General features: G+C 66.4%; 14 protein-coding genes. 7 read left to right on the forward strand and 7 right to left on the reverse strand.

Going from position 1 to position 21,068, the window contains the following annotated elements:
* Positions 1-254 precede the first annotated feature (254 nt).
* The 3 genes from kduI to kdgR all read left to right on the forward strand — a co-directional run bounded on the left by kduI (position 255) and on the right by kdgR (position 2,854).
* Complete coding sequence (gene kduI / locus M3I54_RS00435) at positions 255-1,091, forward strand: 5-dehydro-4-deoxy-D-glucuronate isomerase (RefSeq protein WP_254332122.1); 837 nt, start codon at positions 255-257, stop codon at positions 1,089-1,091.
* A 43-nt stretch (positions 1,092-1,134) separates the two neighbouring features.
* Entirely contained in the window at positions 1,135-1,905 is a 771-nt protein-coding gene (kduD, locus tag M3I54_RS00440; protein WP_254332124.1) for a 2-dehydro-3-deoxy-D-gluconate 5-dehydrogenase KduD, read from the forward strand.
* Between the two features lie 127 nt (positions 1,906-2,032).
* Positions 2,033-2,854 (forward strand): DNA-binding transcriptional regulator KdgR, encoded by an 822-nt coding sequence (gene kdgR / locus M3I54_RS00445; RefSeq protein WP_254332125.1) that lies wholly within the window; start codon positions 2,033-2,035, stop codon positions 2,852-2,854.
* Here kdgR and M3I54_RS00450 read toward each other — a convergent pair.
* Genes M3I54_RS00450 through M3I54_RS00460 form a run of 3 tightly spaced genes read right to left on the reverse strand, consistent with a single transcriptional unit; the run spans position 2,851 to position 7,094 of the window.
* On the reverse strand, positions 2,851-4,359 hold the full coding sequence (locus M3I54_RS00450) for an efflux transporter outer membrane subunit (RefSeq protein WP_254332126.1): 1,509 nt from the start codon (positions 4,357-4,359) through the stop codon (positions 2,851-2,853). The two genes, kdgR and M3I54_RS00450, sit on opposite strands and share 4 nt — an antisense overlap.
* 16 nt (positions 4,360-4,375) lie before the next feature.
* Positions 4,376-6,022 carry an MDR family MFS transporter gene (locus M3I54_RS00455; protein WP_375542072.1) on the reverse strand — a complete coding sequence of 549 codons (1,647 nt, stop codon included), beginning with the start codon at positions 6,020-6,022 and terminating at the stop codon, positions 4,376-4,378.
* Positions 5,958-7,094, reverse strand: a complete 1,137-nt coding sequence (locus M3I54_RS00460; RefSeq protein WP_254332128.1) for an HlyD family secretion protein — start codon at positions 7,092-7,094, stop codon at positions 5,958-5,960. Before M3I54_RS00460 ends, M3I54_RS00455 begins: the two co-directional genes overlap by 65 nt.
* 95 nt (positions 7,095-7,189) lie before the next feature.
* Here M3I54_RS00460 and M3I54_RS00465 point away from each other — a divergent pair, with 95 nt between their 5' ends.
* The 4 genes from M3I54_RS00465 to M3I54_RS00480 all read left to right on the forward strand — a co-directional run bounded on the left by M3I54_RS00465 (position 7,190) and on the right by M3I54_RS00480 (position 10,034).
* Positions 7,190-7,912 carry a CerR family C-terminal domain-containing protein gene (locus tag M3I54_RS00465; RefSeq protein WP_254332130.1) on the forward strand — a complete coding sequence of 241 codons (723 nt, stop codon included), beginning with the start codon at positions 7,190-7,192 and terminating at the stop codon, positions 7,910-7,912.
* 113 nt (positions 7,913-8,025) lie between these two features.
* Positions 8,026-8,661 carry a LysE family translocator gene (locus tag M3I54_RS00470; protein ID WP_254332132.1) on the forward strand — a complete coding sequence of 212 codons (636 nt, stop codon included), beginning with the start codon at positions 8,026-8,028 and terminating at the stop codon, positions 8,659-8,661.
* Positions 8,662-8,761: 100 nt separating this feature from the next.
* Complete coding sequence (locus tag M3I54_RS00475; protein WP_254332134.1) at positions 8,762-9,328, forward strand: TetR/AcrR family transcriptional regulator; 567 nt, start codon at positions 8,762-8,764, stop codon at positions 9,326-9,328.
* A gap of 280 nt (positions 9,329-9,608) precedes the next feature.
* Positions 9,609-10,034: an organic hydroperoxide resistance protein gene (locus M3I54_RS00480; protein ID WP_254332136.1), complete on the forward strand. Its 426-nt coding sequence runs from the start codon at positions 9,609-9,611 to the stop codon at positions 10,032-10,034.
* 67 nt (positions 10,035-10,101) lie between these two features.
* Here the strand turns inward: M3I54_RS00480 and recD are convergent, their stop codons facing one another.
* From recD to M3I54_RS00500, 4 genes are all read right to left on the reverse strand, one after another.
* Positions 10,102-12,327: an exodeoxyribonuclease V subunit alpha gene (recD, locus tag M3I54_RS00485; RefSeq protein WP_254332138.1), complete on the reverse strand. Its 2,226-nt coding sequence runs from the start codon at positions 12,325-12,327 to the stop codon at positions 10,102-10,104.
* The gene (recB, locus tag M3I54_RS00490) at positions 12,324-16,160 is read right to left on the reverse strand and encodes an exodeoxyribonuclease V subunit beta (protein ID WP_254332140.1); all 3,837 of its coding nucleotides are present in this window, start codon (positions 16,158-16,160) and stop codon (positions 12,324-12,326) included. Before recB ends, recD begins: the two co-directional genes overlap by 4 nt.
* Entirely contained in the window at positions 16,157-19,741 is a 3,585-nt protein-coding gene (gene recC / locus M3I54_RS00495; protein ID WP_254332142.1) for an exodeoxyribonuclease V subunit gamma, read from the reverse strand. The genes recB and recC overlap by 4 nt, the downstream gene beginning before the upstream one ends.
* 237 nt (positions 19,742-19,978) lie before the next feature.
* Positions 19,979-21,055, reverse strand: a complete 1,077-nt coding sequence (locus M3I54_RS00500; RefSeq protein WP_254332143.1) for a sn-glycerol-3-phosphate import ATP-binding protein UgpC — start codon at positions 21,053-21,055, stop codon at positions 19,979-19,981.
* Positions 21,056-21,068 lie beyond the last annotated feature (13 nt).

Genomic DNA, 21,068 nt, shown 5'->3' on the forward strand with positions numbered 1-21,068 from the left:
CGGCACATTGGCGCGTCCAGCTTTTTCTCGCGGTGCTCCCTTTCCGGAAACAGGATAGCAGCGTGAAAGGAACGTCGTTCCGATTTTTACGCTGAAAATCATCAACGTTTACCCGCTGAGGATTCACTATTTGGGCAGACCGCTTGCCAAACGCGCTATGGCGTCGCAACATTTCCGGACCGATGTTCCGAAAACATGAATCTGCACTATAGTCCACGAGAGACGGCGCACCGCCCGTCCGACGGAGGCAGGGCATGGAAGTCAGACAAAGCCTCAACAGCGCATACGCGAAGACGCTCGACACGGCGGGACTGCGCCGCGAGTTCCTCATCGAACGCGTGTTCGAGCCCGATGCGCTGACGCTCACCTACAGCCACGTGGACCGCATCATCGTGGGCGGCGCGTTTCCCGAGACGCGCGCGGTCGAGGTGAGCGCCGCGCTCGGGAAGTCGATCGGCGTGAGCTATCTGCTGGAGCGGCGCGAACTGGGCGCGATCAATATCGGCGGCGACGGCTGGGTGGACGTGGACGGCGTGCGTCACGCGGTACGCAACGAGGAAGCAATCTATATCGGCAAGGGCACGCAGGCCATCGCATTCGGCAGCGACGAGCCGGCGCGGCCCGCGAAGTTCTACCTCAACTGCGCGCCCGCGCATACGGCGTATCCCACGCGAACCATTTCGCTATCCGAAGCATTGCCGCAAACGCTCGGCGAAGCGGCCACGAGCAACCGGCGCACGATCCACAAGTTCATCGTGCCGGAGGTACTGCCCACCTGCCAGCTTTCGATGGGTATGACCAAACTCGAACCCGGCAGCCTCTGGAACACCATGCCTTGCCACACGCACGAGCGGCGCATGGAGGTGTACTTCTATTTCAACGTGGCCGACGACGCAGCCGTCTTCCACATGATGGGCGAGCCGCACGAAACGCGGCACATCCTCGTGCACGACGAACAGGCCGTGATTTCGCCGAGCTGGTCGATCCACTCGGGCGTCGGCACGCGCGCCTATACGTTCATCTGGGGCATGGTTGGGGAGAACCAGGTGTTCGGCGACATGGGCCATCTCGCCGTGCGCGATCTGCGCTGAACCACGCACCGGTATAGACCTACGACACGAGGCGCACGCACTCATGGCATTCAGTACGTTCAATCCGTTCGATCTCAGCGGCAAGATCGCCATCGTCACCGGCAGCAACACGGGGCTCGGCGCGGGCATGGCGCTCGCGCTCGCGCAGGCGGGTTGCGAGATCGTCGGCGTTTGCCGGGGCGAGCCCGGCGACACGCCTGCGCGTGTCGAGGCCCTCGGCCGCAGCTTCGTCGACGTGCGTGCCGATCTCGGTTCGATCGCGCCAGTGGAGGACATCGTGCGCGCTGCCGTCGAAGCCTGTGGACGGATCGATATCCTCGTGAACAATGCCGGTGTGATTCGCCGGGAAGACGCCCTCGCCTTCGGCGAGGATGACTGGGACGCCGTCATGGACGTCAACCTCAAGAGCGTGTTCTTTCTCGCTCAGGCGGCAGCGCGCCAGTTCGTCGCGCAGGGCGGCGGCGGCAAGATCATCAATATCGCGTCGATGCTGTCGTTCCAGGGCGGCGTTCGCGTGGCCTCCTATACGGCTTCGAAAAGCGGCGTGCTGGGCCTCACGCGCCTGCTCGCCAACGAATGGGCCGCCCACGGCATCAACGTCAACGCGATCGCGCCCGGTTACCTGGCGACCGCAAACACGGCTGCATTGCGCGACGACGCCCAGCGCAACGGCGAGATCCTCCGCCGCATTCCCGCTGCGCGCTGGGGCGAACCGGCTGATCTCGCAGGCCCCGTGGTATTTCTCGCCTCGGCGGCATCGGACTACGTGCATGGCCACACGCTCGCTGTGGACGGCGGCTGGCTTGCGCGCTAGCCCACGCGACGCGCACGGGACGCGGTATGCTCCCGTCAGAGATTCACATGGACCAGCAACAATGGCAGCAAGCGTGGAAAAAAAGGCAAATTTGGGTAAGGGGCAGCGCAGCGCACAGGAGCACGCGATGAACGAAATGGACGGCGGCACGGAGAAAGGCGAATCGGTCTCGTCGATCGGCCGCGTGTTTGCGATCCTCGGCGCACTGGGCGAGAACGGGCCGATTGGCATCAGCGAGCTTTCGCAGCGCCTTGCGCTTTCAAAAACCACCGTGCACCGCGTGCTGCAAACGCTGAAGGCGCTAGGCTACGTCGCGCAGGAAGTCGAAACCGACCGTTATCGTCTGACGATCCGGCTGTTCGAACTCGGCGCGAAAGCGCTCGAAAGCGTCGACCTCGTGCGCGAGGCCGACGTCGAGATGCGGCGCATTGCGCAAGCCACGCGTGAAGCGGTTCATCTCGGCGCATTCGACGAAGACGCGATCATCTACATCCACAAGATCGACTGCGATTACGGCCTGCGCATGCAGTCGCGCATCGGGCGGCGCAATCCGCTGCATAGCACCGCAATCGGCAAGGTGCTGCTCGCGTTCATGCCGCCCGCCGATGCGCAGGAAACGCTTTCGCATGTGGAATTCAGGAAGTCGACGCAGAAAACGCTCACTTCCGCCGACGCGGTGCTGAGCATTCTTCCGCATGTGCGCGAGCAAGGCTACGGTGAAGACAACGAAGAGCAGGAAGAGGGTTTGCAGTGCCTGGCAGTGCCGGTGTTCGACCGCTTCGGGCATGTGATCGCCGGCCTCTCGATCTCGTTTCCGACCATGCGCTGCGGCGCGGACACGAAAGCGCACTACGTCGCCCTGCTCAAGCGCGCGGGCGCGGCGATCTCGGCGCGGCTCGGCTATCGCGAGCCGGCCGCGCACGAGCATGCGCCTGCCGAACCCGGTTAGCCCGGCGTGGCGGCTGCCGCGGCCGTGGCCGTCGTAGTGGTCTGCCAGCCGAGACCCAGGCTCTTCTGCAGCGACACGAAGTCCTTGAGCAAATCGGCCTGGCCCGACACCACGTTCTGTTGCGCCGCGAATTCCGTGCGCTGCGTGTCGAGCAGATCGACGAGGCTCGACGCCCCCGCGCGATAGCGCTGGCGCATGAGCGTCGCAGAACGCTCGGCGGAAACCTGCACCTTCTGCAAGGTCACCAGATGCTCGCGCTGATAGCCATAGCGCGAGAGCGACGCGTTCGCGTCCTGTAGCGCCGCGAGCACGGCCTTTTCGTAGTGCGCTTCGGCTTCGTCGCGCGATGCTTGCGCGCCGCGCACCGCGCCCAACGTGCGCCCGAAGTCGAACACGTTCCACTGCAGATACGGCGCCCCTACCCAGCTGAAATTGCTCTTGCGGAACAAGTGCCCCGGCTCCGCGGCCGAAAAGCCGAGGTCGCCGAACAGCGTGAGTTTGGGCAGAAAGTCCGCCACGTGCTCGCCGATCTGCGCGTTGCTCGAGGCGAGGCGCCGCTCCGCCGCGCGAATATCGGGGCGCTGCGCGAGCATCGTGGTGGGATCGCTCACGGGTACGCTTGCGGGCAGCGCGGGTAGCGGCTGCGCCGTTGCCAGCTCCGCGTCCAGCGCGCCAGGCGCCTTGCCTGTGAGCACCGCCAGTTGATCCAGCGATATTTCCACTTGCGCCGCGAGCGGCGTAATCGTGGAGCGCGTGTTTTCCACCTGGGTGGTGAGCCGCTCCACGTCCACCTCGGCCGCCGTGCCGCCCGCGCGGCGCTGCTCGGTGAGCGTGAGCATCTCCTGCTGCAGTTGCGCCGTGTGCTGCGCGATGGCGAGGCGCTGCTGCTCGTCGCGCAGGTCAATGTAGGCTTGCGCGACTTCGGCCGCGAGCGATACCTGGGTGTCCGCAAGATCGGCGTTCACCGCATCGGCCTCATCGCTCGCCGCTTCCACAGCGCGGCGCGTGCCGCCGAACAGGTCGATTTCCCACGAGGCATCGAAGCCCGCCGTGTAGAACGTGATCGGGCCGCCGCCCGAAGAACCGCCCTGACCCGAACTGCTGCTCGACGATGTCAAAGCACTCAGGTCCGGCTGGCGCATGCGGATCGCCGCCGCGCTCGCGCCGATCTTCGGCAGTTCGGCGGCGCGTTGCTGCTGCAGTTGCGCGCGCGAGGCGCGCAAACGCGCCTGCGCCGCGCGCACGTCGGGATTGTGGGCGAGCGCCGCTTCGATCAGCGTGTTCAGTTGCGGGTCGTTCAGCGCGAGCCACCATTGACTCGGTGCACGCGCGGGCGTCACGCCTTGCGCGGGCGTGCGCAGGAACGAAGCGGCGTTCGCCGCTTCGGGCGCGACGGCCGGTGCGCCGCGATAGTCGGGGCCGACGGTGCAGGCGGCCAGCGCGCAGGCAGCGGCGAACGCGCTCAGCGCGGCGTAGGGAAGTCGGGAGTAACGGGTTGCCGTCATGAGTCAGTGATAATCTTCAGTGGCCGCCAGACGGCGCTTGTGCGCCAGGCTGCGGCTTCTTGAGCAGGAGCGCGAGCGGTACGCACGCCGCCAGTGCGACGCCGAGCACCCAGAATGTTTCGGAGTACGTGATGACCATCGATTGCTGCGTGATCTGCGCCGCGATCTGGCCGAGCGCCTGCATTTGCGAGTACGCCATGTCGCCCGTCTGCGTGAGCCAGTTGGCCGCGCTCGCGGCCACACGTTCCTGGCCGATAATCGAATTGGCGCTGAGCGATTCGCGCAGCACGGCCGTATGGAACGCTTCGCGCCGGTCGATGAGCGTGCCGATGATCGCAAGCCCCACCGACCCGCCCAGATTGCGCGCCATGTTGTAGAGCCCGGCCGCGTCGCCGGAATCCTCGCGCGACACCGCCGCCATCGAGGCCTGGTTCAGCGGCATCATCGCGAGCATTTGCGCCACGCCGCGAACGAGCTGCGACCAGACGAAATCGTGACCGACGCTCTGCGCCGTAAGCGAAATGTCGAGCATGCAGCTCAGCGTGAAGAGCAGCAACCCGGACACCACCAGGATGCGAAAATCCACCTTGCCTAGCAAGCGCGGCAGAATCGGCATCACGAGGAACGCGGGTAGCCCCGAAAGCAGCATGATCGCGCCGGACTGCTGCGCGTTGTAGCCGGCAACGAGGCTCAGAAACTGCGGCAGCAGGTACGAAATGCCGTAAAGCCCGGCGCCCACCGCGAACACGATAATGATGACGCTCGCATAACGTGGATTGCGCATGAGCGAGAGACGCAAAATGGGCTTTTTCGCGGTGAACTGCGAAAGCGCGATGAGCGCCATGCCCGCGAGCGAGACCCACGTAAGCATGACGATGTAGTGCGACTCGAACCAGCGTTCGCGCTGGCCCTCTTCGAGCACGACGGTCAGCGAACTCAGCCCCATTGCCAGCCCGGCAATGCCGAGCCAGTCCGCCTTGAGAAAGGCTTCCCAGTGCGGCCGGTCGGGTTCGAGCCCGACCAGGAGCAGCGTGATGAGCGCGAGACACACTGGCAAATTGATGAAGAAGCACCAGCTCCAGCTGATGTTCTCCGCGAGCCAGCCGCCCACCACGGGCCCGAGCAGCGGGCCGAGCAGAACGATCAGGCCGAACACCGTCATGCCCACGGGCAGCTGCGAAAGCGGCAGGCGCGTGCGGATGATGGTCTGGCCGGTAGGGATCATCGCGCCACCCGTGAAGCCCTGGCCAATGCGCCCGGCGATCATCATGCCGAGCGTATTCGACCAGCCGCACATCATCGAAAAGGCGATGAAGAGCGCCGAGTTCGCGAGCAGGAAATTTCGCAGTCCGAACACCCGCGTGAGCCACGCGGCGAGCGGAATCATCACGATCTCGGACATCAGATAGCCCGTGGAGATCCACGTGCCCTCGGTGCCCGTCGCGCCAATCTGCCCCTGGATCTGCGGCAGCGCCGAGTTCGTAATGGAAATGTCGAGCGTGGCCATCAACGCGCCAAGCGCACCCGCCGCGACGGCGACCCAGTCGGCCACGCTCGCGCGCTCGCCATGCGGATGCGGCACCGCTGCGCGAGCCGTATTAGCCACGGTGGTTCTCTTGGTCGATACGGCGGTCTTCCTCGCGTGCGGAGCGCGTGTCGACATCGACCGTCACCGACATGCCCGGTAGCAGTACGCTGCGCGTTTCAGGCCCGGTTTCGAGGCGGATGCGCACCGGCACGCGCTGCACGATCTTCGTGAAGTTGCCGGTGGCGTTCTCAGGCGGCAAGAGCGCGAACTGCGCGCCCGTACCCGGCGAGAAGCTGTCCACCACGCCGTGCAGCGTGTGGCCGGGCAGCGCGTCGACGTGCAGTTCCACGGGCTGGCCCGCGCGCATACGGCCGATCTGCGTTTCCTTGAAGTTCGCCGTGAGGTAGGTGCGTTGCACCGGCACGACGGTCAGCATGCGCGTGCCCGGCTGGACGTACTGGCCCACGCGCACGGTGCGGTCGCCCACCCGGCCCGCAAGCGCGCTCTTCACCACGGTGTTGTCGAGGTCGAGTTGCGACTGCGCGGCGTTCGCACGCGCCGCCTCGAGCTGAGCGCGCGCCTGCGAGAGCTGCGCGTTCAGCGCCGAGATCTGCGAACGTGCGGACGTGACGGCGGCTGCGTCTGCGGCGAGCGTGGCCTGCGCCTTGTCGCGTTCGCTTTTGAGTTCGGCAAGCCGCTCGGTCGTTTCCGCACCCGTGGCCGCGAGCGGCGCGTAGCGCGCCACTTCGTCGTTCGCGTGGCGCAAGCTCACCTGGGCGACTTCCTGCTGTGCCTGTGCCTGAGCGACGTTCGCCCGTTGCTGCTCGATCTGCGCTTGCGCATGCTCGATGTCCGCCGTGCGCGCATCGACAGTGGCCTGCGCCTGGTCGAGCGCCACCTGATACTGGCGCGCGTCGAGCTTCACAAGCGGATCGCCCGGCTTCACGGCCTGGTTGTCGGCCACGTAGACATCCGTCACATAGCCGCTCACCTTCGGGGCGATCGTCACGCTGTCGGCCTGCAGATAGGCGTCGTCAGTGGATTCGATGAAGCGCCCGATAACCCACCAGTGACCCAGCCACACCGCTGCAGCGACGAGCGCTGCCAGTCCCAGCAGGATCAGAAGGGTTCGTTTCACGCCGCTCCGCGCGGGCGCAGCGGCGGCGTCCGGCACGTCGCGTCCGGGCGCGCCTGCAGTCGTAGACATGTTGTTGTTTCTCAATTTATTCCAGTCGGCAAAATTATTCCACTTGGAAAAACTGTGTCAAGTGTTATATTTCGCAGGGATACGAAAGGAAATGCATGAGCGAAGGCAAGAAACTGCGACGTTCGCCCGAAGGAGGCTATGCGCGTGGCGACGAGACACGTCGCAAGATCATCGAGGCAGCCATCAGCCTGTTCGGTCAGCACGGCTTCGACGGCGCCTCCACGCGCGACATCGCCGCGCGCGCGGGCGTGAACGCGCCGGCGCTGCAGTATTACTTCGAAAACAAGGAAGGCCTCTACCGCGCCTGCGCGGAGTCGATCGCCGACGAATCGTGGCAGTCATTCGAGCCGGCCGTGCAACGCGCGCGCGTTGCACTTGAGCGCAACGCGGACACCGAAGCGCTGATCGACGCCTTCATCGACATCCAGTCGGCCGTGGCCGACCGTTCCTTCGTCAAGCAGCACGGGCCGGACCAGCGTCTATTCTTCGCGCGCGAACAGGGCGGCGGCGAACCGGAAATCGGCTCGGAAATCCTGCGTGAGCGCGTGCGCTCGCCGCTGAACACCATCAACGTGGAACTGCTCGAACGCATTACCGGCATGCCGGCCGACGATCCGCTCACCGTGGTGCGCATGTTCAGCCTGTATGGGCAGTTTCTGCTTTTCTTCATCGCGCGCCGCTCCACGCTCACGATGCTCGGCTGGGACGACATCGACAGAACGAAGGCCGATTTTCTGAAGCAGAGCATCGCGGAACAAACGCGCGTGCTGTTACACCACTGGAATCGCGAGCGCGACAGGCACAATCGCTCAAGATAACTAAGCACTATTCAGTGCGGCTGGCACGATCCCGCGGCGCCAGTGGGGAACCCTCGCGGCGCCTCTGCGCGCGTGTTAGTGTTCGAAATTCCCTCCCGCATGGAGCCGCCAGCATGTCTCCCCTCGCCGCCGTTGCCAGCATTCTCCTCGCTGTTCTACTCGGGGCCATGAGTCCCGGCCCGAGCTTCGTGCTCGTCGCGCGCAACTCGATCGGTCTCTCGCGCCGCGACGGCGTCGCCACAGCGCTAGGCATGGGCACGGGCGCGATCTGCTTCGCGGGCATCGCGCTCGCCGGGCTCTATACCCTGCTCGCCACGGTTGCCTGGCTGTACGCCGCGCTCAAGATCGCAGGGGGCGCCTATCTGCTCTACATCGCTTCGCGCATCTGGCGCGGCGCGGGCTCGCCGGTCACGGTGAGCAAGACGGCCGTACCGGGCGAGCGCCCCGGCAAGTCGTACTGGAGCGGCCTGACCACCCAGTTGAGCAACCCGAAAACGGCCATTGCCTACGGCGGCATCTTCGTCGCGCTCCTGCCGCATAACCCGCCGCTGTGGTGCTACTTCGCGCTGCCGCCGCTCGTCTTCGCGATCGAGACTGGCTGGTACACGGTCGTCGCGCTGTGCTTTTCGAGCCAGCGTCCGCGCGATCTCTATCTGCGCGCCAAGAGCGGGATCGACCGCATTGCTGCCGGCGCGATTGGGGCGCTGGGCGTGCGCCTCATTTTCAGCGCCGGGCATCGCGGGATCTGACGTCGCCCCGCCGGACGCGGCCAGGAGGTCGCGCCCGGCGCACCGGAAAATTTTCGTGAGGCGCTTGACAATCTATCTTCCAGTAGATAAATTAGCGCCCATGGATACGAAGTTGACAGTGCGCGAGCAGGTTCTCGACCACGCCATCACCCTCATGATGCTGCGCGGCTACAACGGGTTCAGCTATCGCGACCTGTCGGAGTTGGTGGGCGTGAAAACGTCGAGCATCCACTATTACTTCCCGTCGAAAGACGACCTGGTGCTGGAAGCGGTGAGCCAGTACAGCAGTGAAGTCATGGCGGGATTGCAATCGATCGACGCGGCGCTCCCGGCGCGCGAAAAGCTCGCTACGTACACGCGGCTCTTCGGCAAGACGCTGGGCGACGGCAACCAGATCTGTCTGTGCGGCATGCTGGCCGCCGACATCGAGTCGCTGCCGGAAACCGTGCGTCAGGCTGTGCAGGTGTTCTTCCGCGCGAACGAAAACTGGCTGGCCGAGGTGCTGGCTCAAGGCGCGAAAGAAGGCACGCTGGTCGTGAGGGGCAAGCCCGAAAGTGCGGCCCGTACGTTGTTCGCGGCATTACAGGGCAGCGTCCTGGCGAGCCGGTTGTTCCATACGAAGTCGCGCCTCGAAGATGTCGAAGCCATGTGGCGCGTGGCTCTGTGAAGTATTCTTGCCGGTAAGACGGGGCGGCTAGCCGCCTCTTTTATTAGGCCGTGAATTCTATCTTCTGATAGATAGCTAGAAAGAGGAGCATCATGAACGTGTTTCGACGGCCGGAAATCTATCTGGTAATAGATAGAATGCAAAAAATGACGACCGGAAATTCGCAAGCGTTGCTCTTCTGCTGGACCCTGGTGCACATGGCTGTCGCCTTGCGCCACTAAATTGAATGCCGTACTCCGCCGTACCCTCAACGAACCGTCTTTGCTCAAAGGAGCCTGTTATGTCGATCGAAAAAGTCCTCTACCGCGCCGAAGCCAACGTCACCGGCGGCCGCGATGGCCGCGCCGTCATTCCCGCCAGCAACCTGGACCTCAGCCTCACCACGCCGCGCGAACTCGGCGGCGCGGGCGGCGAAGGCACGAACCCCGAGCAGCTTTTCGCCGCGGGCTATAGCGCATGCTTCATCGGCGCGATGAAGTTCGTCTCGGCGCGCGACAAGATCGCCCTGCCCGCCGATCTCTCGATCACCGGCAATGTCGGCATCGGCCAGATCCCGAATGGCTTCGGCATTGAAGTCGAACTGAAGATTTCGTTGCCCGGCATGGATCGCGCGGCCGCCCAGGCGCTCGTCGACAAGGCACATATCGTGTGCCCGTACTCGAACGCCACGCGCGGCAACATCGACGTGACGCTGACCATCGTCTAAACCGCGAGCAGCATGCAGCACGAGTCGAGGGCCGCCATAAGCGGCCCTCGATTCTTTTGCCGGTCGCTCACGCAGCCTGAGCGTCGCGCGCGAGTGCCGCCATGAGGCCGCTTGCGCGCTGCACTTTGGCGAGCACGGCACGATCGAGCACGGAGCGACCCTCGGGCACCGCGAGCGTGAGAAACGAACGCGCACGTGTAATGCCGGTGTAGACGAGTTCGCGCGTGAGAATGGGGCTGTACGTATCGGGCAGCACGAGCGCGGCGTGGGTGAACTCCGAGCCCTGCGACTTGTGAACGGTGAGCGCGAACACCGTCTCCACGCCCTGCAAGCGGCTCGGCGACACCCACTTCACGCCGCCCGAGCCGTCGCCGGCCAGGAAGGCCACGCGCAACACGGGCGGCTCCCCCGCCGCAACGGGCAGTTCCAGCGCGATGCCGATGTCGCCGTTCATGAGCCCAAGCTCGTAGTCGTTGTGCATGACGAGTACGGGCCGGCCGGCGTACCAGTCGCCGTGCGGGTCGATGAGCCCTTCTTCGTGCAGCAGGCGCGCCACGCGGCGGTTCAGGCCTTCGACGCCCCACGGACCGCGCCGCAGCGCGCACAGCAGCTGAAACGCGCTGTGCGCCTCGAGCACGCCAGCGGCCCAGCCGGACAGCGCCTCGGGCGTCGCGCCGGGCTCGGGCCGGGTCGTTCGCATCGTTTCCAGGTAGTGGCGGTAGCCCTGGCGCTGCGAGTGCGCGGCGCTGTGTTCGCCCACGCGGCCATCGACGATCAGCGAGCGCAACGGTCCGTCATTGTCGGCGGGACACACGAGGCGCGCGAGATCCTCGTAACCGCGTGACCAGACCTTCGCGACACCCACTGCATCGCCCGTGTTAACGAGTTCGGCCAGTGCGCCGATGCCGCTTTCCGATGCGAAACGATGGCTCTCGCGCAGCATCGCGATGGCCTGGTCGAGCGGCAGGCCGTGCGCATCGAGCATGGCCGCGTCGATGCGCTCGCCAGTGGCCGCTTCGAGCCACGCCCGCGACGCCTGCGTGTAGTGCCCTTCTCGCGCGCGGTCGCACAATTCGCCCAGCACCGCCCCGGCCTCGACCGAAGCAAGCTGGTCCTTGTCGCCAAGCAGGATGAGCCGCGCAGAGGGCGGCAGCGCGTCGAGGACGGCGGCCATCATTTCGAGGTCGACCATCGAGGCCTCGTCGATCACGAGCACGTCCACGGGCAGCGGATTCGCGGCGTCGTGCCTGAAGCGCCGGCTGCCGGGCCGCGTGCCGAGCACGCGATGCAGCGTAGTCACGACGGTCGGAATCGCATTGCGCAGCGCCACGGCGTCCACGTGTGCCTGCAGCGCATCGAACGGCAGCCGCTCCACCGCGCCCGCGATCGACTCGTTCAAACGCGCCGCGGCCTTGCCGGTGGGCGCGGCAAGCCGGATGCGCAAAGGCCGCGCGGCATGCGTTCCCTGCCCCACACGGCCGAGTGCGAGTGTCTGCAGGAGAGCCAACAATCTCACGACCGTAGTCGTCTTGCCCGTGCCCGGCCCGCCCGTGACGATGCTGAACGCGCTGCGCGCGGCGAGCGCGCAGGCGAGCTTCTGCCAGTCGGCGGCGCGCGCAGCTTGATCGGCGCGTGCCTCGCCGTTACGCGGCGCGAACAACGCGTCGAGCGCCGCGCGCGCGATCTCGAGCGGCAACGCGGCTTCAAGCTGTGCAGCGCGTGTGAGTCGGCGCTCGATGCCCTCACGCACGTCCTGCTCGTATTGCCAGTAGCGCCGCAAATAAAGCCGTGTGCCCGCAAGCACGAGCGGCGCATTGCCTTGTGCAACGTCGACGACCGCCGTCTCCTCGCTCACGAGATCGGGCACAGCGAGCGCCGCGCGCCACTGCGCGAGCGTGACGCCCGCGAGCACTTCGGCAGGCGGCTGCGCCGGCACCGCGGCCAGCATTTGCGGCCCGTCGGGCGGCAGGGAAAGCGCGAACGCCGGGTCTTCCAGCGTGGCCTTCAGGTCGAGACACACATGACCGCGCCCAAGCTGATGGCTCGCAAGCGCGGCCGCCAGCAGCAACAATGGCGGACTGTGCGGCGCTTCAGTCCACAAAAAGCGCGCGAATGCGGCATCGAGCGTACGGAGCCAGCTGCGCTCGACCCAATTGTCGAGCACGCCGAGCATTTGCACGGCGGTTTCACGCGCGGCGCCTGGCCTCGGTTCCGCCGCGGCCTCCGGCATGTCCAGATTCTCGAACAGATCGCCGGTGAGGCCGTCCTGCCCTTTCGTGCGGCGCCTCGTCATGCCAAATCCTCCCGCGCGTTACGACGCGCGAAGAGCGCATCGAGTCGTTCGATCAGTTCGCGCGGCGGCCGCTCGCAATGCAGCCCCTGTCCCGGGGCGCGGCCGCCGCGCAGGAACAGATACACAGCACCGCCCACGTGGCGGTCATAGTCGTAATCGGGCAGGCGCGACTTGAGCAGCCGGTGCAGCGCGAACAGATAGAGCACGTATTGCAGTTCGTAGCGCGAATGCAGGATCTGCGCGCGCATTTTCGCGCTCGTGTACGAAGCATCGTCGGGGCCGAGCCAGTTCGACTTGTAATCGGCCACGTAATAGCGGCCTTCGTGTTCGAACACGAGATCCATGAAGCCCTTGAGCATGCCGTTGAGCGTGGCGGCGTCGAGCGCGGGGCGCGCCTCGCCGTCCAGCGTGAATTCGGTGACGAGCGCATCGATTGCGAGTGTATCGACGGCATGTGCCGTGACCCAGAACTCCAGTTCGGCCATATACGCACCGGGTTCGAACTCCGCGAACGCCACGGGCACCACGCGCTCGCCTTCGATGTCCGGCAGACGCAGCGGCGTGCGCACGAGTTCCAGCATCCACGCCGTGAGCGTCTCGATCCAGTGCGACCAGCCGCGCGCGCTGCAGCGGCGCGCGACCATGTCGCGCACGCGCGCTTCGTCTTGCGCGATTTCGGCGAAGCCTTCGTTGGCGGCCCATTCCATCAGTTCGTGCAGAAAGGTGCCCGCGTCGGCGCCGCGCTCGAACCCGTGCATCGGCGCAAGCGCGGGTGCGACGAGCGCCTGGGCAGCGCCTGCGAATGCCTCGTCGTCCTCGGGCGGCACGCTCGCGTCGAGCAGTTCGAGGAACACGTCCTCGCTGCGCGTGTCGGGCGCGCCGCGCGCATCGTCCGCTTCGACGGGAACGCCCGCACCGATCGACGTTTCGAGCGTTTTCAGGCTCGAATAGCTCGCGATCCACCAGCGCTCGCGCTCGCGATGCACGAGCGTGCGCGCCTCGCCGCGCACAGCGCCGGTGTCGCGCAGCGCGAGCACGTCGCGGCGCGCTTCGGGAGCGGGCGCGACGGCGATGTCCGCGCACGGGCCGCGCAATGTGTCGAGCAATGCTTCGGTTTCCTCAGCGGGAATGGCAGCGCCGCCACCCAGCAGATAACCGAACGCGCTCGCCTCGACGCCCTGCACCGGTCCATAGCCGACCCACGTCGCGTAACGCGCGCGCGTCAGTGCGACGTAGAGCTTGCGCAGATCTTCGCCGAGGCGCTCGCGATCGGCCTGACGCAGCACGCGCGCGTCGGCCTCTAGCGTGACGCGCAATTCGCCTTCATCGTCGTGCCACTTGAACGGCACGTCGTCGGGTTTGACGGCGCGGTGCGCGCACGCGAACGGCAAAAACACGAGCGGATACTCCAGGCCCTTCGACTTGTGGATCGTCACCACCTGCACGAGTCCCGCATCGCTTTCCAGACGCAACTGGCGCGCGTCGCCCCCGCCGCCCGCGCTTTCATCTTCGCGCTGCTCGTCGAGATAGCGGATCAGCGCGTGCTCGCCGTCGAGTTGCGTGCTCGCCTGTTGCAGCAGTTCGGCGAGATGCAACAGGTTCGTGAGCGCGCGCTCGCCATTCAGCCCTGCGCCGGCCGCCTCGCCAAGCAAGCGCTGCGGCACGTGAAAGTCGTTGAACAAGCGGCGCAACATGGGCAGCACGCCCTTCCTGCGCCAGCATTCGCGATACTCGCGGAACTGCAGCACACGCGACTCCCACGCGATCTCGTCGTGCCCGAGCCGGTCGAGTTCGGCCCATTCGAGCCCGAGCGTCGCCGTAGCGAGCGCCGTGCGCACGAGGCGGCCGTCGTCGGGCTCGGCACAGGCCGCGAGCCAGAAGCGCAGTTCTTCGGACTGCGGCGTCTGGTACACCGAATCGCGATCCGAGAGATAGACGCTGCGCACGCCGCGCGCGGCCAGCGCTTCGCGTATCGCTTGCGCCTCGCTGCGGTTGTTGACGAGCACCGCCATATCGGCGGGCTGCAACGGCCGCATGCCGCGTTCGCCCGAGAAACCCGCTGCCTGCTCCTGGCCGAGATTGAGCAGGCGCACCATCTCGGTCGCGCAGCTGCCGGCCATGCCCGCGAGATACGCGCCCTTGCTGAGCGGCTTGCCATCTGCGGCAGGCGGCATCCACCAGACGTTGAGCGCGGGCAGCGCCGCACCGGCTGCTACGAGCTTATCGGGCCGTCCATGCGCATCGGCAGCCACGAACGGCAACGCGTTTTCGCCTCCATCAGGGTTGCGAAACAAAAACGCGCCGCTGCCCTCGGGCCGCGATTCCGCCGCCTCGAAGCAGCGGTTCACCGCCTCGACCATCGCGCGCGTGGAGCGGAAATTCTTCTTGAGCGTATAGCGCCGCCCTTCGCAGGCACGGCGCGCGCGCAGGTAGGTGTAGATGTCCGCGCCGCGAAACGCGTAGATCGCCTGCTTCGGATCGCCAATCAAGACGATGGCCGTCTCGGTGTCGTGTTCGGCGATACGATAGACCGCATCGAAAATCTGGTACTGAACCGGGTCGGTGTCCTGAAACTCGTCGATCAGTGCGACCGGATACTGCTTGCGGATGATTTCCGCGAGACGTGGCCCGTTCTCGCGCTGCAGCGCCGCGCGCAGCCGCGTGAGCAGATCGTCGAAGCCCATTTGCGAACGGCGCGCCTCTTCTTCCTCGAAGCGCTTCGCCACCCAGCGCGCCGAGTGGCACAGCAGGTCCTGTTTCGCCTCGGGCGGCGAACCGAGCGACTCGCGCAAGCTTTCCATCGCCACGAAGGCCGCATGCTCGGGCGGCTCGCCCTTGACCCAGATCTCGGCCAGGCCGGTAGGCGTCAGACGCGTCCACACGGCCGCCTTGTCGTCGAAGCCGGGATGCGCGGACTCGGGATCGTTGGCCCAGTCGCGCAGCTTGCCGATCCATGTTTCGCCGTGCTTCGAATTAAGCTTTCTGGCGTCGAACTGCTTCGCTGCGCGCGCCGCGTTGAGCAACACCTCGACCTCGTCGATCCAGACGCGCCACGGCGCCTTCAGCGTTTCGAGTTCGTCGATTGCGCGCTTGCGGGCGTGTGCGAGCGCCGCATCGGGATCGCATGCATCGGGCAAAAGATCGGCGTGCGCGAGCAGTCCGCGTATCGCACCGTGCAATTCGTCGGGACTCGCGAACCATGCGCTCACTTCGGCGGCGCTTGCCGCGTCGAGGGGCGCCATGAAGGTGCGCCAGTAGTCGCGCACGACTTCGGCGCGCAATTCCGTCTGGTCGGTTTCGAGCGTCTGCGAAAAGAGGCTGTCGCTGTCGAACGCGTGCTCGCTCAGCATGCGATTGCACCAGCCATGGATCGTCGAGACCGCGGCCTCGTCCATCCATTCGGCCGCAAGTTGCAGGCGGCGCGCGCACGCGGGCCACTGCTCCGGCGAGTAGTCCTCGCGCAGGTCGTGCAACAGGTCTTCTCCCGGCTCGCGCTCGGGCACGTCTTCAGGCTCGACACGGAAGCATTCGGCGGCTTCGATGAGGCGCGCGCGTATGCGCTCGCGCAGTTCCTTCGTCGCCGCGTCGGTGAAGGTCACGACGAGAATTTCGGGCGGCGTGAGCGCGCGGCCTGCCGTGCGCGCCTCGTCGTCGAAATCCGCTTCGTCGCTTGCTGCGTTGAGCGCGCCGTGCCCCAGCACGAGGCGCACGTACAGCATGGCAATCGTGAAAGTCTTGCCCGTGCCCGCGCTCGCTTCGATCAGGCGGCTGCCGTATAGCGGGAAGCGCAGCGGCTCCAGCACGTGTGCGTCCATGTTCCCGAGCGGATTCATGCCGTTTCTCCTGCCTCGCTCGAGGCACGCTTCGCACGCGACGACGCGAGCGGCGCGCGGCTTACCGGCAGCAACAGCGTCATAGCGAGCGTAATGAAATCGTCGTGGGCAACGAGCGCGTCGAAATCGGGGAAAGCGCGGCGCAGATACGCATTCGTCTCGCGCTCGCCGGGCGTGCGGCCATTGCCCTCGTAGGCCGCGCGTGCCGCTTCCCACGCTTCGGCAGGCACCATCGCGCGCGTGCCGTCGAATGGATCGGGCAACTTGCGCAGCCATGCAAACGCGGTCTTCACCGCGAGCGGCAAGGGCCGGCGCGCACCGTCGTCCCATGCGGCAAGCAAGGCGAGCAGATAGTCGCGCGCAACCCGCGCGTCGAGCGGCGCGAACTCCGCCACACCCACCTTGCTCACGATCACCGTGGTCACCGGCCCGGCCGCGATCTGCGCAGCCAGGTGCGCGACCCAGTAGGGCACGAGACGGTCGCTGCGATAGCGGCTGTCCTTCACTAGCGTGCCCGGCTCCAGAATCACGCGGCCGAGTGCGCCCTCCGGGCCCGCACGCAAGTCGTCGAGCCAGTCGTCGAGCGAAACGATTCGGCCTTCGAGCGTTGCATCGAGACGAATTTCGTATTGATGCTCTAGCGGCTCGGGCCAGCGTGCAAGCGCCTTGCGATATTCGGCGAAAAGCTCGGCCATGGGCGCGAGCAGTTCTTCGCCGCTCACCTCGCCAAAGCCGCCGGTCGCGAGGTCGCCGCTGCGATGCATGCGCTCGAGGCGCGCAAGCGCGGCCGGTTCGAGATCGTCTTCGCCGCGCTCCATCGCCAGGAGCTGCGCGCGGATCAGTTCGCCCTGGAGTTGCCACGCCTGCAACGCATCCACCTCGAAGGGTTCGTGATTTTCGCTCGCCGCGTCTTCGCTTTCGAAGGCCACGCGCAGACGCTGCCGGAAGAAGCTGCGAACCGGCTCGCGCAGGAATTCGCCGAGCTCGCGAATCGAAAGCGGCTCGTCGCGCTCAGGCGGCGCGAGGACTTCAGCGTTCGCTTCGGCTGCAGGCCGCACCTGTGCCGGCTTGCCCCACTCGTGCGCGTACGTGTATAGCGTCGCCTCTTCCGGGCGCGGCGGAAAATAGTCCGGGCTGAACGGCTGCAGGCGATGTTCGATGGTCAACGCGTCGAGCAGCGCTTCGCCATCGTTGTCTTCGTCGCCTTCGAGCCGCCAGCCAGCCTTTAGATGATCGCGCAACTGCCCGACCAGGACCGAAGGCGGGCGCGGCGTGTTGTCGGTCACGCTGCGCCCGATCCACGAAACATGCAGATGGTCGCGCGCCGAGAGTAGCGCTTCGAGGAACAGATAGCGGTCGTCTTCGCGGCGCGAGCGGTCGCCGGGACGATAGTCGCGGCGCATGAGGTCGAAGTCGAGCGGCGTGCGGCTGCGCGGATAGTCGCCGTCGTTCATGCCGAGCAGGCACACGCGGCGGAACGGAATGGCCCGCATCGGCATCAGCGTGGCAAAGGTCACGGCGCCCGCGAAGAAGCGCTGTGAGAGCCCGCCGCCTTCGAGCGCCGCGAGCCAGTTCTCAGCGACGATGGCAAGCGGCAAGGTCTCCATGAGCGCGGCTTCGGCGCAGGCCTCGCGCCACGTTTCGAGCGCGCCGTCGAGGCGGTCGAGCGTGTAAGCGTCTTCGTCCTGCGCAGCGAAAAACGCCGCCTTCAACGCGCGCAGACGCTCGCACCACACTTCCACCGTGGCCGGCTCGCGCAGCGTACGCCACGCGTGGTCGAGCGCATCCACGAGGCGCGTGAGCGGTCCCAGCAACGCGGCGTCGAGCCCGCCGATTTCGCTGTACGGCTCGATGCCGCGCCATGCGCCCGCACGCTCGCCGGCGGCGTAGCCCAGCAGCATGCGCCGCAAACCGAACGCCCAACTATTGGGTGCGCTCAGTTCGTCGGCCTGGGGGAGCCCGAGGCTCGCGCGCTGGCCCGCATGCAGGCCCCAGCGGATATTCGCGCCGTCGATCCAGTTGCGCAACGTGGGCACGTCGTCGACGTCGATGTCAAAGCGCGCACGTACAGCCGGCACTTCGAGCAGATCGAGCACGTCGCTCACCGTCACGCGCGAGTACGGCAGCGAAAGCAGCATTTCCAGCGCGCCGATGAGCGGGTCGAACGCGCGCTGCGCACGGTCGGCCACGCTGAACGGAATGCTGCGCGGGTCGTTGCCGTCGAGCAGGCCGAACACGGCCTGGATATGCGGTGCGTAGACCTCGATGTCGGGCACCATCACGATCACGTCGCGCGGACGCAGTTCGGGGTCCGCCGCAAACGCGGCGAGCAGGCGGTCGTGCAGGATCTCCACTTCACGCTGCGCACTGTGCGCGATGTGAAAGCGAATGGATTCGTCTTCCTGCACATTGACAGGTTCCCAGCGCGCGCGCGTCTCGCCAAGCGGCCGCAGATCGCGAATGTCGTCCTGCAACTGCGAGAGCAGCGTGAGCGCATCTTCGCCGTCGAACAGATCGATACGCTGGCCAATGCGCGTGAAGTGTGGCGTGTACGTCTCGCGCGCTTCATCGCTATCGTATTCGTCGAGCAGGCCAATGAAGTCGCGCCCCTGCTTGCCCCAGGCCGCGAGCAAGGGCTGGGAATGCAGATGCAACTGCGCCTCTTCGAGCTGGTCCGGCGCGCCCGCGCGGCGGCGCTGGCGCGCGTGGCGTGCGCGCAGCAGGTCCTGGTCGGCGACGATGTCGGCCCAGTAGTGCATGCACGGGTTATGCACGCACATCAGCACCTGGCTCCAGCGCGCGAGCGCCGCGAGGACTTCCACCGACTGGCGCGCGAGGCTCGAAATGCCGAACACCACAAGCCGGCGCGGCAAGCCCTTCGGCCGTGCGTCGCCCTCCTGCCATGACTGCGCGCGCTCCATGAACGCTTCGTGCACGGCGGCGCGCCCCGTGTCACGCAAGCCGATGCCGTCTTGCGCCTGCGCGCTCACATCCGCGAGTAGCGCGCGCCAAAGCGCCGCCTGCCAGCGCGCCTCCTCGGGCAACGGCACGCGCGCGTTGCGCGCATCGATCAGCACGTCCTCGTTCGCGGCCCACGCAGCGAGCCAGTCCGCACGATAGACCTGGTACTGGTCGAGCAAATCCGCCACGCGCTGCGCGAGCTGGAAGCACTTGCGCTGGTCCTCGTCGTTGGCCATGAAGCGCTTGAGCGGCTCATAGCCCGGCTCGTCGAGCAGCGCCGGCAGCATGCGCATGAGACGCCAGACGAGGCGCGACTTGTCGAACGGCGAGACCGCGGGCACTGCGTCGTTGCCGAGCACGGCGCGATACACCTGCCACAGGAAACGCGACGGCAGCGACATTTCGAACGCCGCCGCGATCCCGCAGCCGCCCTCCTCGGGATCGGCGGCAAACGCGAGCTTGAGCCACTGCGCGATGCCGTTGCTCTGCACGAGGAACATTTCCTTTTCGAGCGGCGCGATCGGGTTCTGGCCGATCCAGCTCACGATCAGGTCGCGCATGCGCTCGGGCTGATTGCCGTGAACGAGCATCAGCCCTGTGGGCAGTTCGCGCGCGCTCAAGCGAGGCTCCGGCGCGCCTGACGCACGTTACGCGCGCGTTGGGCAGATTGGGCGAGGAAGCGGAGAAAAGGGATTGCGGCCATGTCGCCTGTTCGTGTTTGGTGCCGGTACGCACCGGTGTTTGCCGGTACTTGCCGATACGAATGGCGCAGGCGGCATTGCGCCCGCGCGATGCCACAGTTTACGACAATCGAGACTCCGCGCGCAGGCCGCGGTTTTGGCCCTGACGGGCACAGCCTAGCCAAAACGCTTACCCGTAGCCGGATCGAAGAAATGCAGGCGCGCCGGCGGCAAGTGCACCGCCAGCCGCTCGCCGGGCGTGGGCCGCGTTTCGTGCGGCAGACGCACCACCACATCCGCGCTGCCCCAGCGGCCGTGGGCGAGGTTGTCCGCGCCGAGCAGCTCGCAAGTCTCGACTTCGAGCGTGACCGGCTCGTTGGCGCCGCGCGCATGCATATGCTCAGGCCGCACGCCCAGCACGCACTCGGCGCCCTTCGGCAGCCAGGCCGGCGCATCGCCAAGCGGCAGATGCGGCCCGTTGCCCGCGATTTCGAAGCGTCGGCCGTCGTCACTCACGCGCCCGCGCAGCAGGTTCATGGCCGGCGAGCCGATGAAGCTCGCCACGAACATCGAAGCGGGTCGGTCGTACACCTCGCTGGGCGTGCCGATCTGCTCAGCGCGCCCGCCGTTGAGCACCATCACGCGCTGCGCAAGCGTCATCGCCTCGATCTGGTCGTGCGTGACGTACAGGCTCGTCGTGCGCAGACGCGCATGCAGACGCTGGATTTCAAGGCGCATCTGCACGCGCAGCTTCGCGTCGAGGTTCGAGAGCGGCTCGTCGAACAGGAACACCGAGGGCTCGCGCACGATCGCGCGGCCCATCGCCACGCGCTGGCGCTGGCCGCCCGAAAGCTCGCGCGGTTTGCGCTCCAGCAGCTTGCCCAGTTCCAGGATTTCGGCGGCCGCCGCCACGCGCGAATCGATTGTCGTGCGGTCGAGCCCCTGCAGCTTGAGGCTATAACCCATGTTGCGCGCGACCGTCATGTGCGGATAAAGCGCGTAGTTCTGGAACACCATGGCGATGTCGCGATCCTTGGGCTCCACGCGATTGACCACCTTTTCGCCGATGGCAATCTCGCCCGACGTGATGGTCTCCAGCCCCGCGACCATGCGCAGCAGCGTGGACTTCCCGCAGCCCGACGGGCCGACGAGCACCATGAATTCGCCGTCCGCCACCTGCACGTCGATGCCGTGCAACACCTGTTGCGCGCCGTCGTACGACTTCGTGACGCCCCGTATGCTCAATGCCGCCATGTCATCCCCCGAA

It is taken from the genome of Paraburkholderia sp. CNPSo 3274 (assembly GCF_024206475.1).
Classification (GTDB): Bacteria; Pseudomonadota; Gammaproteobacteria; order Burkholderiales; family Burkholderiaceae; genus Paraburkholderia.

What these genes read in the sequence shown, in the direction of transcription:
- M3I54_RS00475 (WP_254332134.1), top strand. Translation starts at nt 8,762, where the DNA reads ATGGATACGAAGTTGACAGTGCGCGAGCAGGTTCTCGACCACGCCATC.
- kduI (WP_254332122.1), top strand. Translation starts at nt 255, where the DNA reads ATGGAAGTCAGACAAAGCCTCAACAGCGCATACGCGAAGACGCTCGAC.
- recD (WP_254332138.1), bottom strand. Translation starts at nt 12,327, where the DNA reads ATGACGAGGCGCCGCACGAAAGGGCAGGACGGCCTCACCGGCGATCTG.
- M3I54_RS00500 (WP_254332143.1), bottom strand. Translation starts at nt 21,055, where the DNA reads ATGGCGGCATTGAGCATACGGGGCGTCACGAAGTCGTACGACGGCGCG.
- M3I54_RS00465 (WP_254332130.1), top strand. Translation starts at nt 7,190, where the DNA reads ATGAGCGAAGGCAAGAAACTGCGACGTTCGCCCGAAGGAGGCTATGCG.
- M3I54_RS00470 (WP_254332132.1), top strand. Translation starts at nt 8,026, where the DNA reads ATGTCTCCCCTCGCCGCCGTTGCCAGCATTCTCCTCGCTGTTCTACTC.
- M3I54_RS00480 (WP_254332136.1), top strand. Translation starts at nt 9,609, where the DNA reads ATGTCGATCGAAAAAGTCCTCTACCGCGCCGAAGCCAACGTCACCGGC.
- kduD (WP_254332124.1), top strand. Translation starts at nt 1,135, where the DNA reads ATGGCATTCAGTACGTTCAATCCGTTCGATCTCAGCGGCAAGATCGCC.
- kdgR (WP_254332125.1), top strand. Translation starts at nt 2,033, where the DNA reads ATGAACGAAATGGACGGCGGCACGGAGAAAGGCGAATCGGTCTCGTCG.
- recB (WP_254332140.1), bottom strand. Translation starts at nt 16,160, where the DNA reads ATGAATCCGCTCGGGAACATGGACGCACACGTGCTGGAGCCGCTGCGC.
- M3I54_RS00460 (WP_254332128.1), bottom strand. Translation starts at nt 7,094, where the DNA reads ATGTCTACGACTGCAGGCGCGCCCGGACGCGACGTGCCGGACGCCGCC.
- M3I54_RS00450 (WP_254332126.1), bottom strand. Translation starts at nt 4,359, where the DNA reads ATGACGGCAACCCGTTACTCCCGACTTCCCTACGCCGCGCTGAGCGCG.
- M3I54_RS00455 (WP_375542072.1), bottom strand. Translation starts at nt 6,022, where the DNA reads ATGTCGACACGCGCTCCGCACGCGAGGAAGACCGCCGTATCGACCAAG.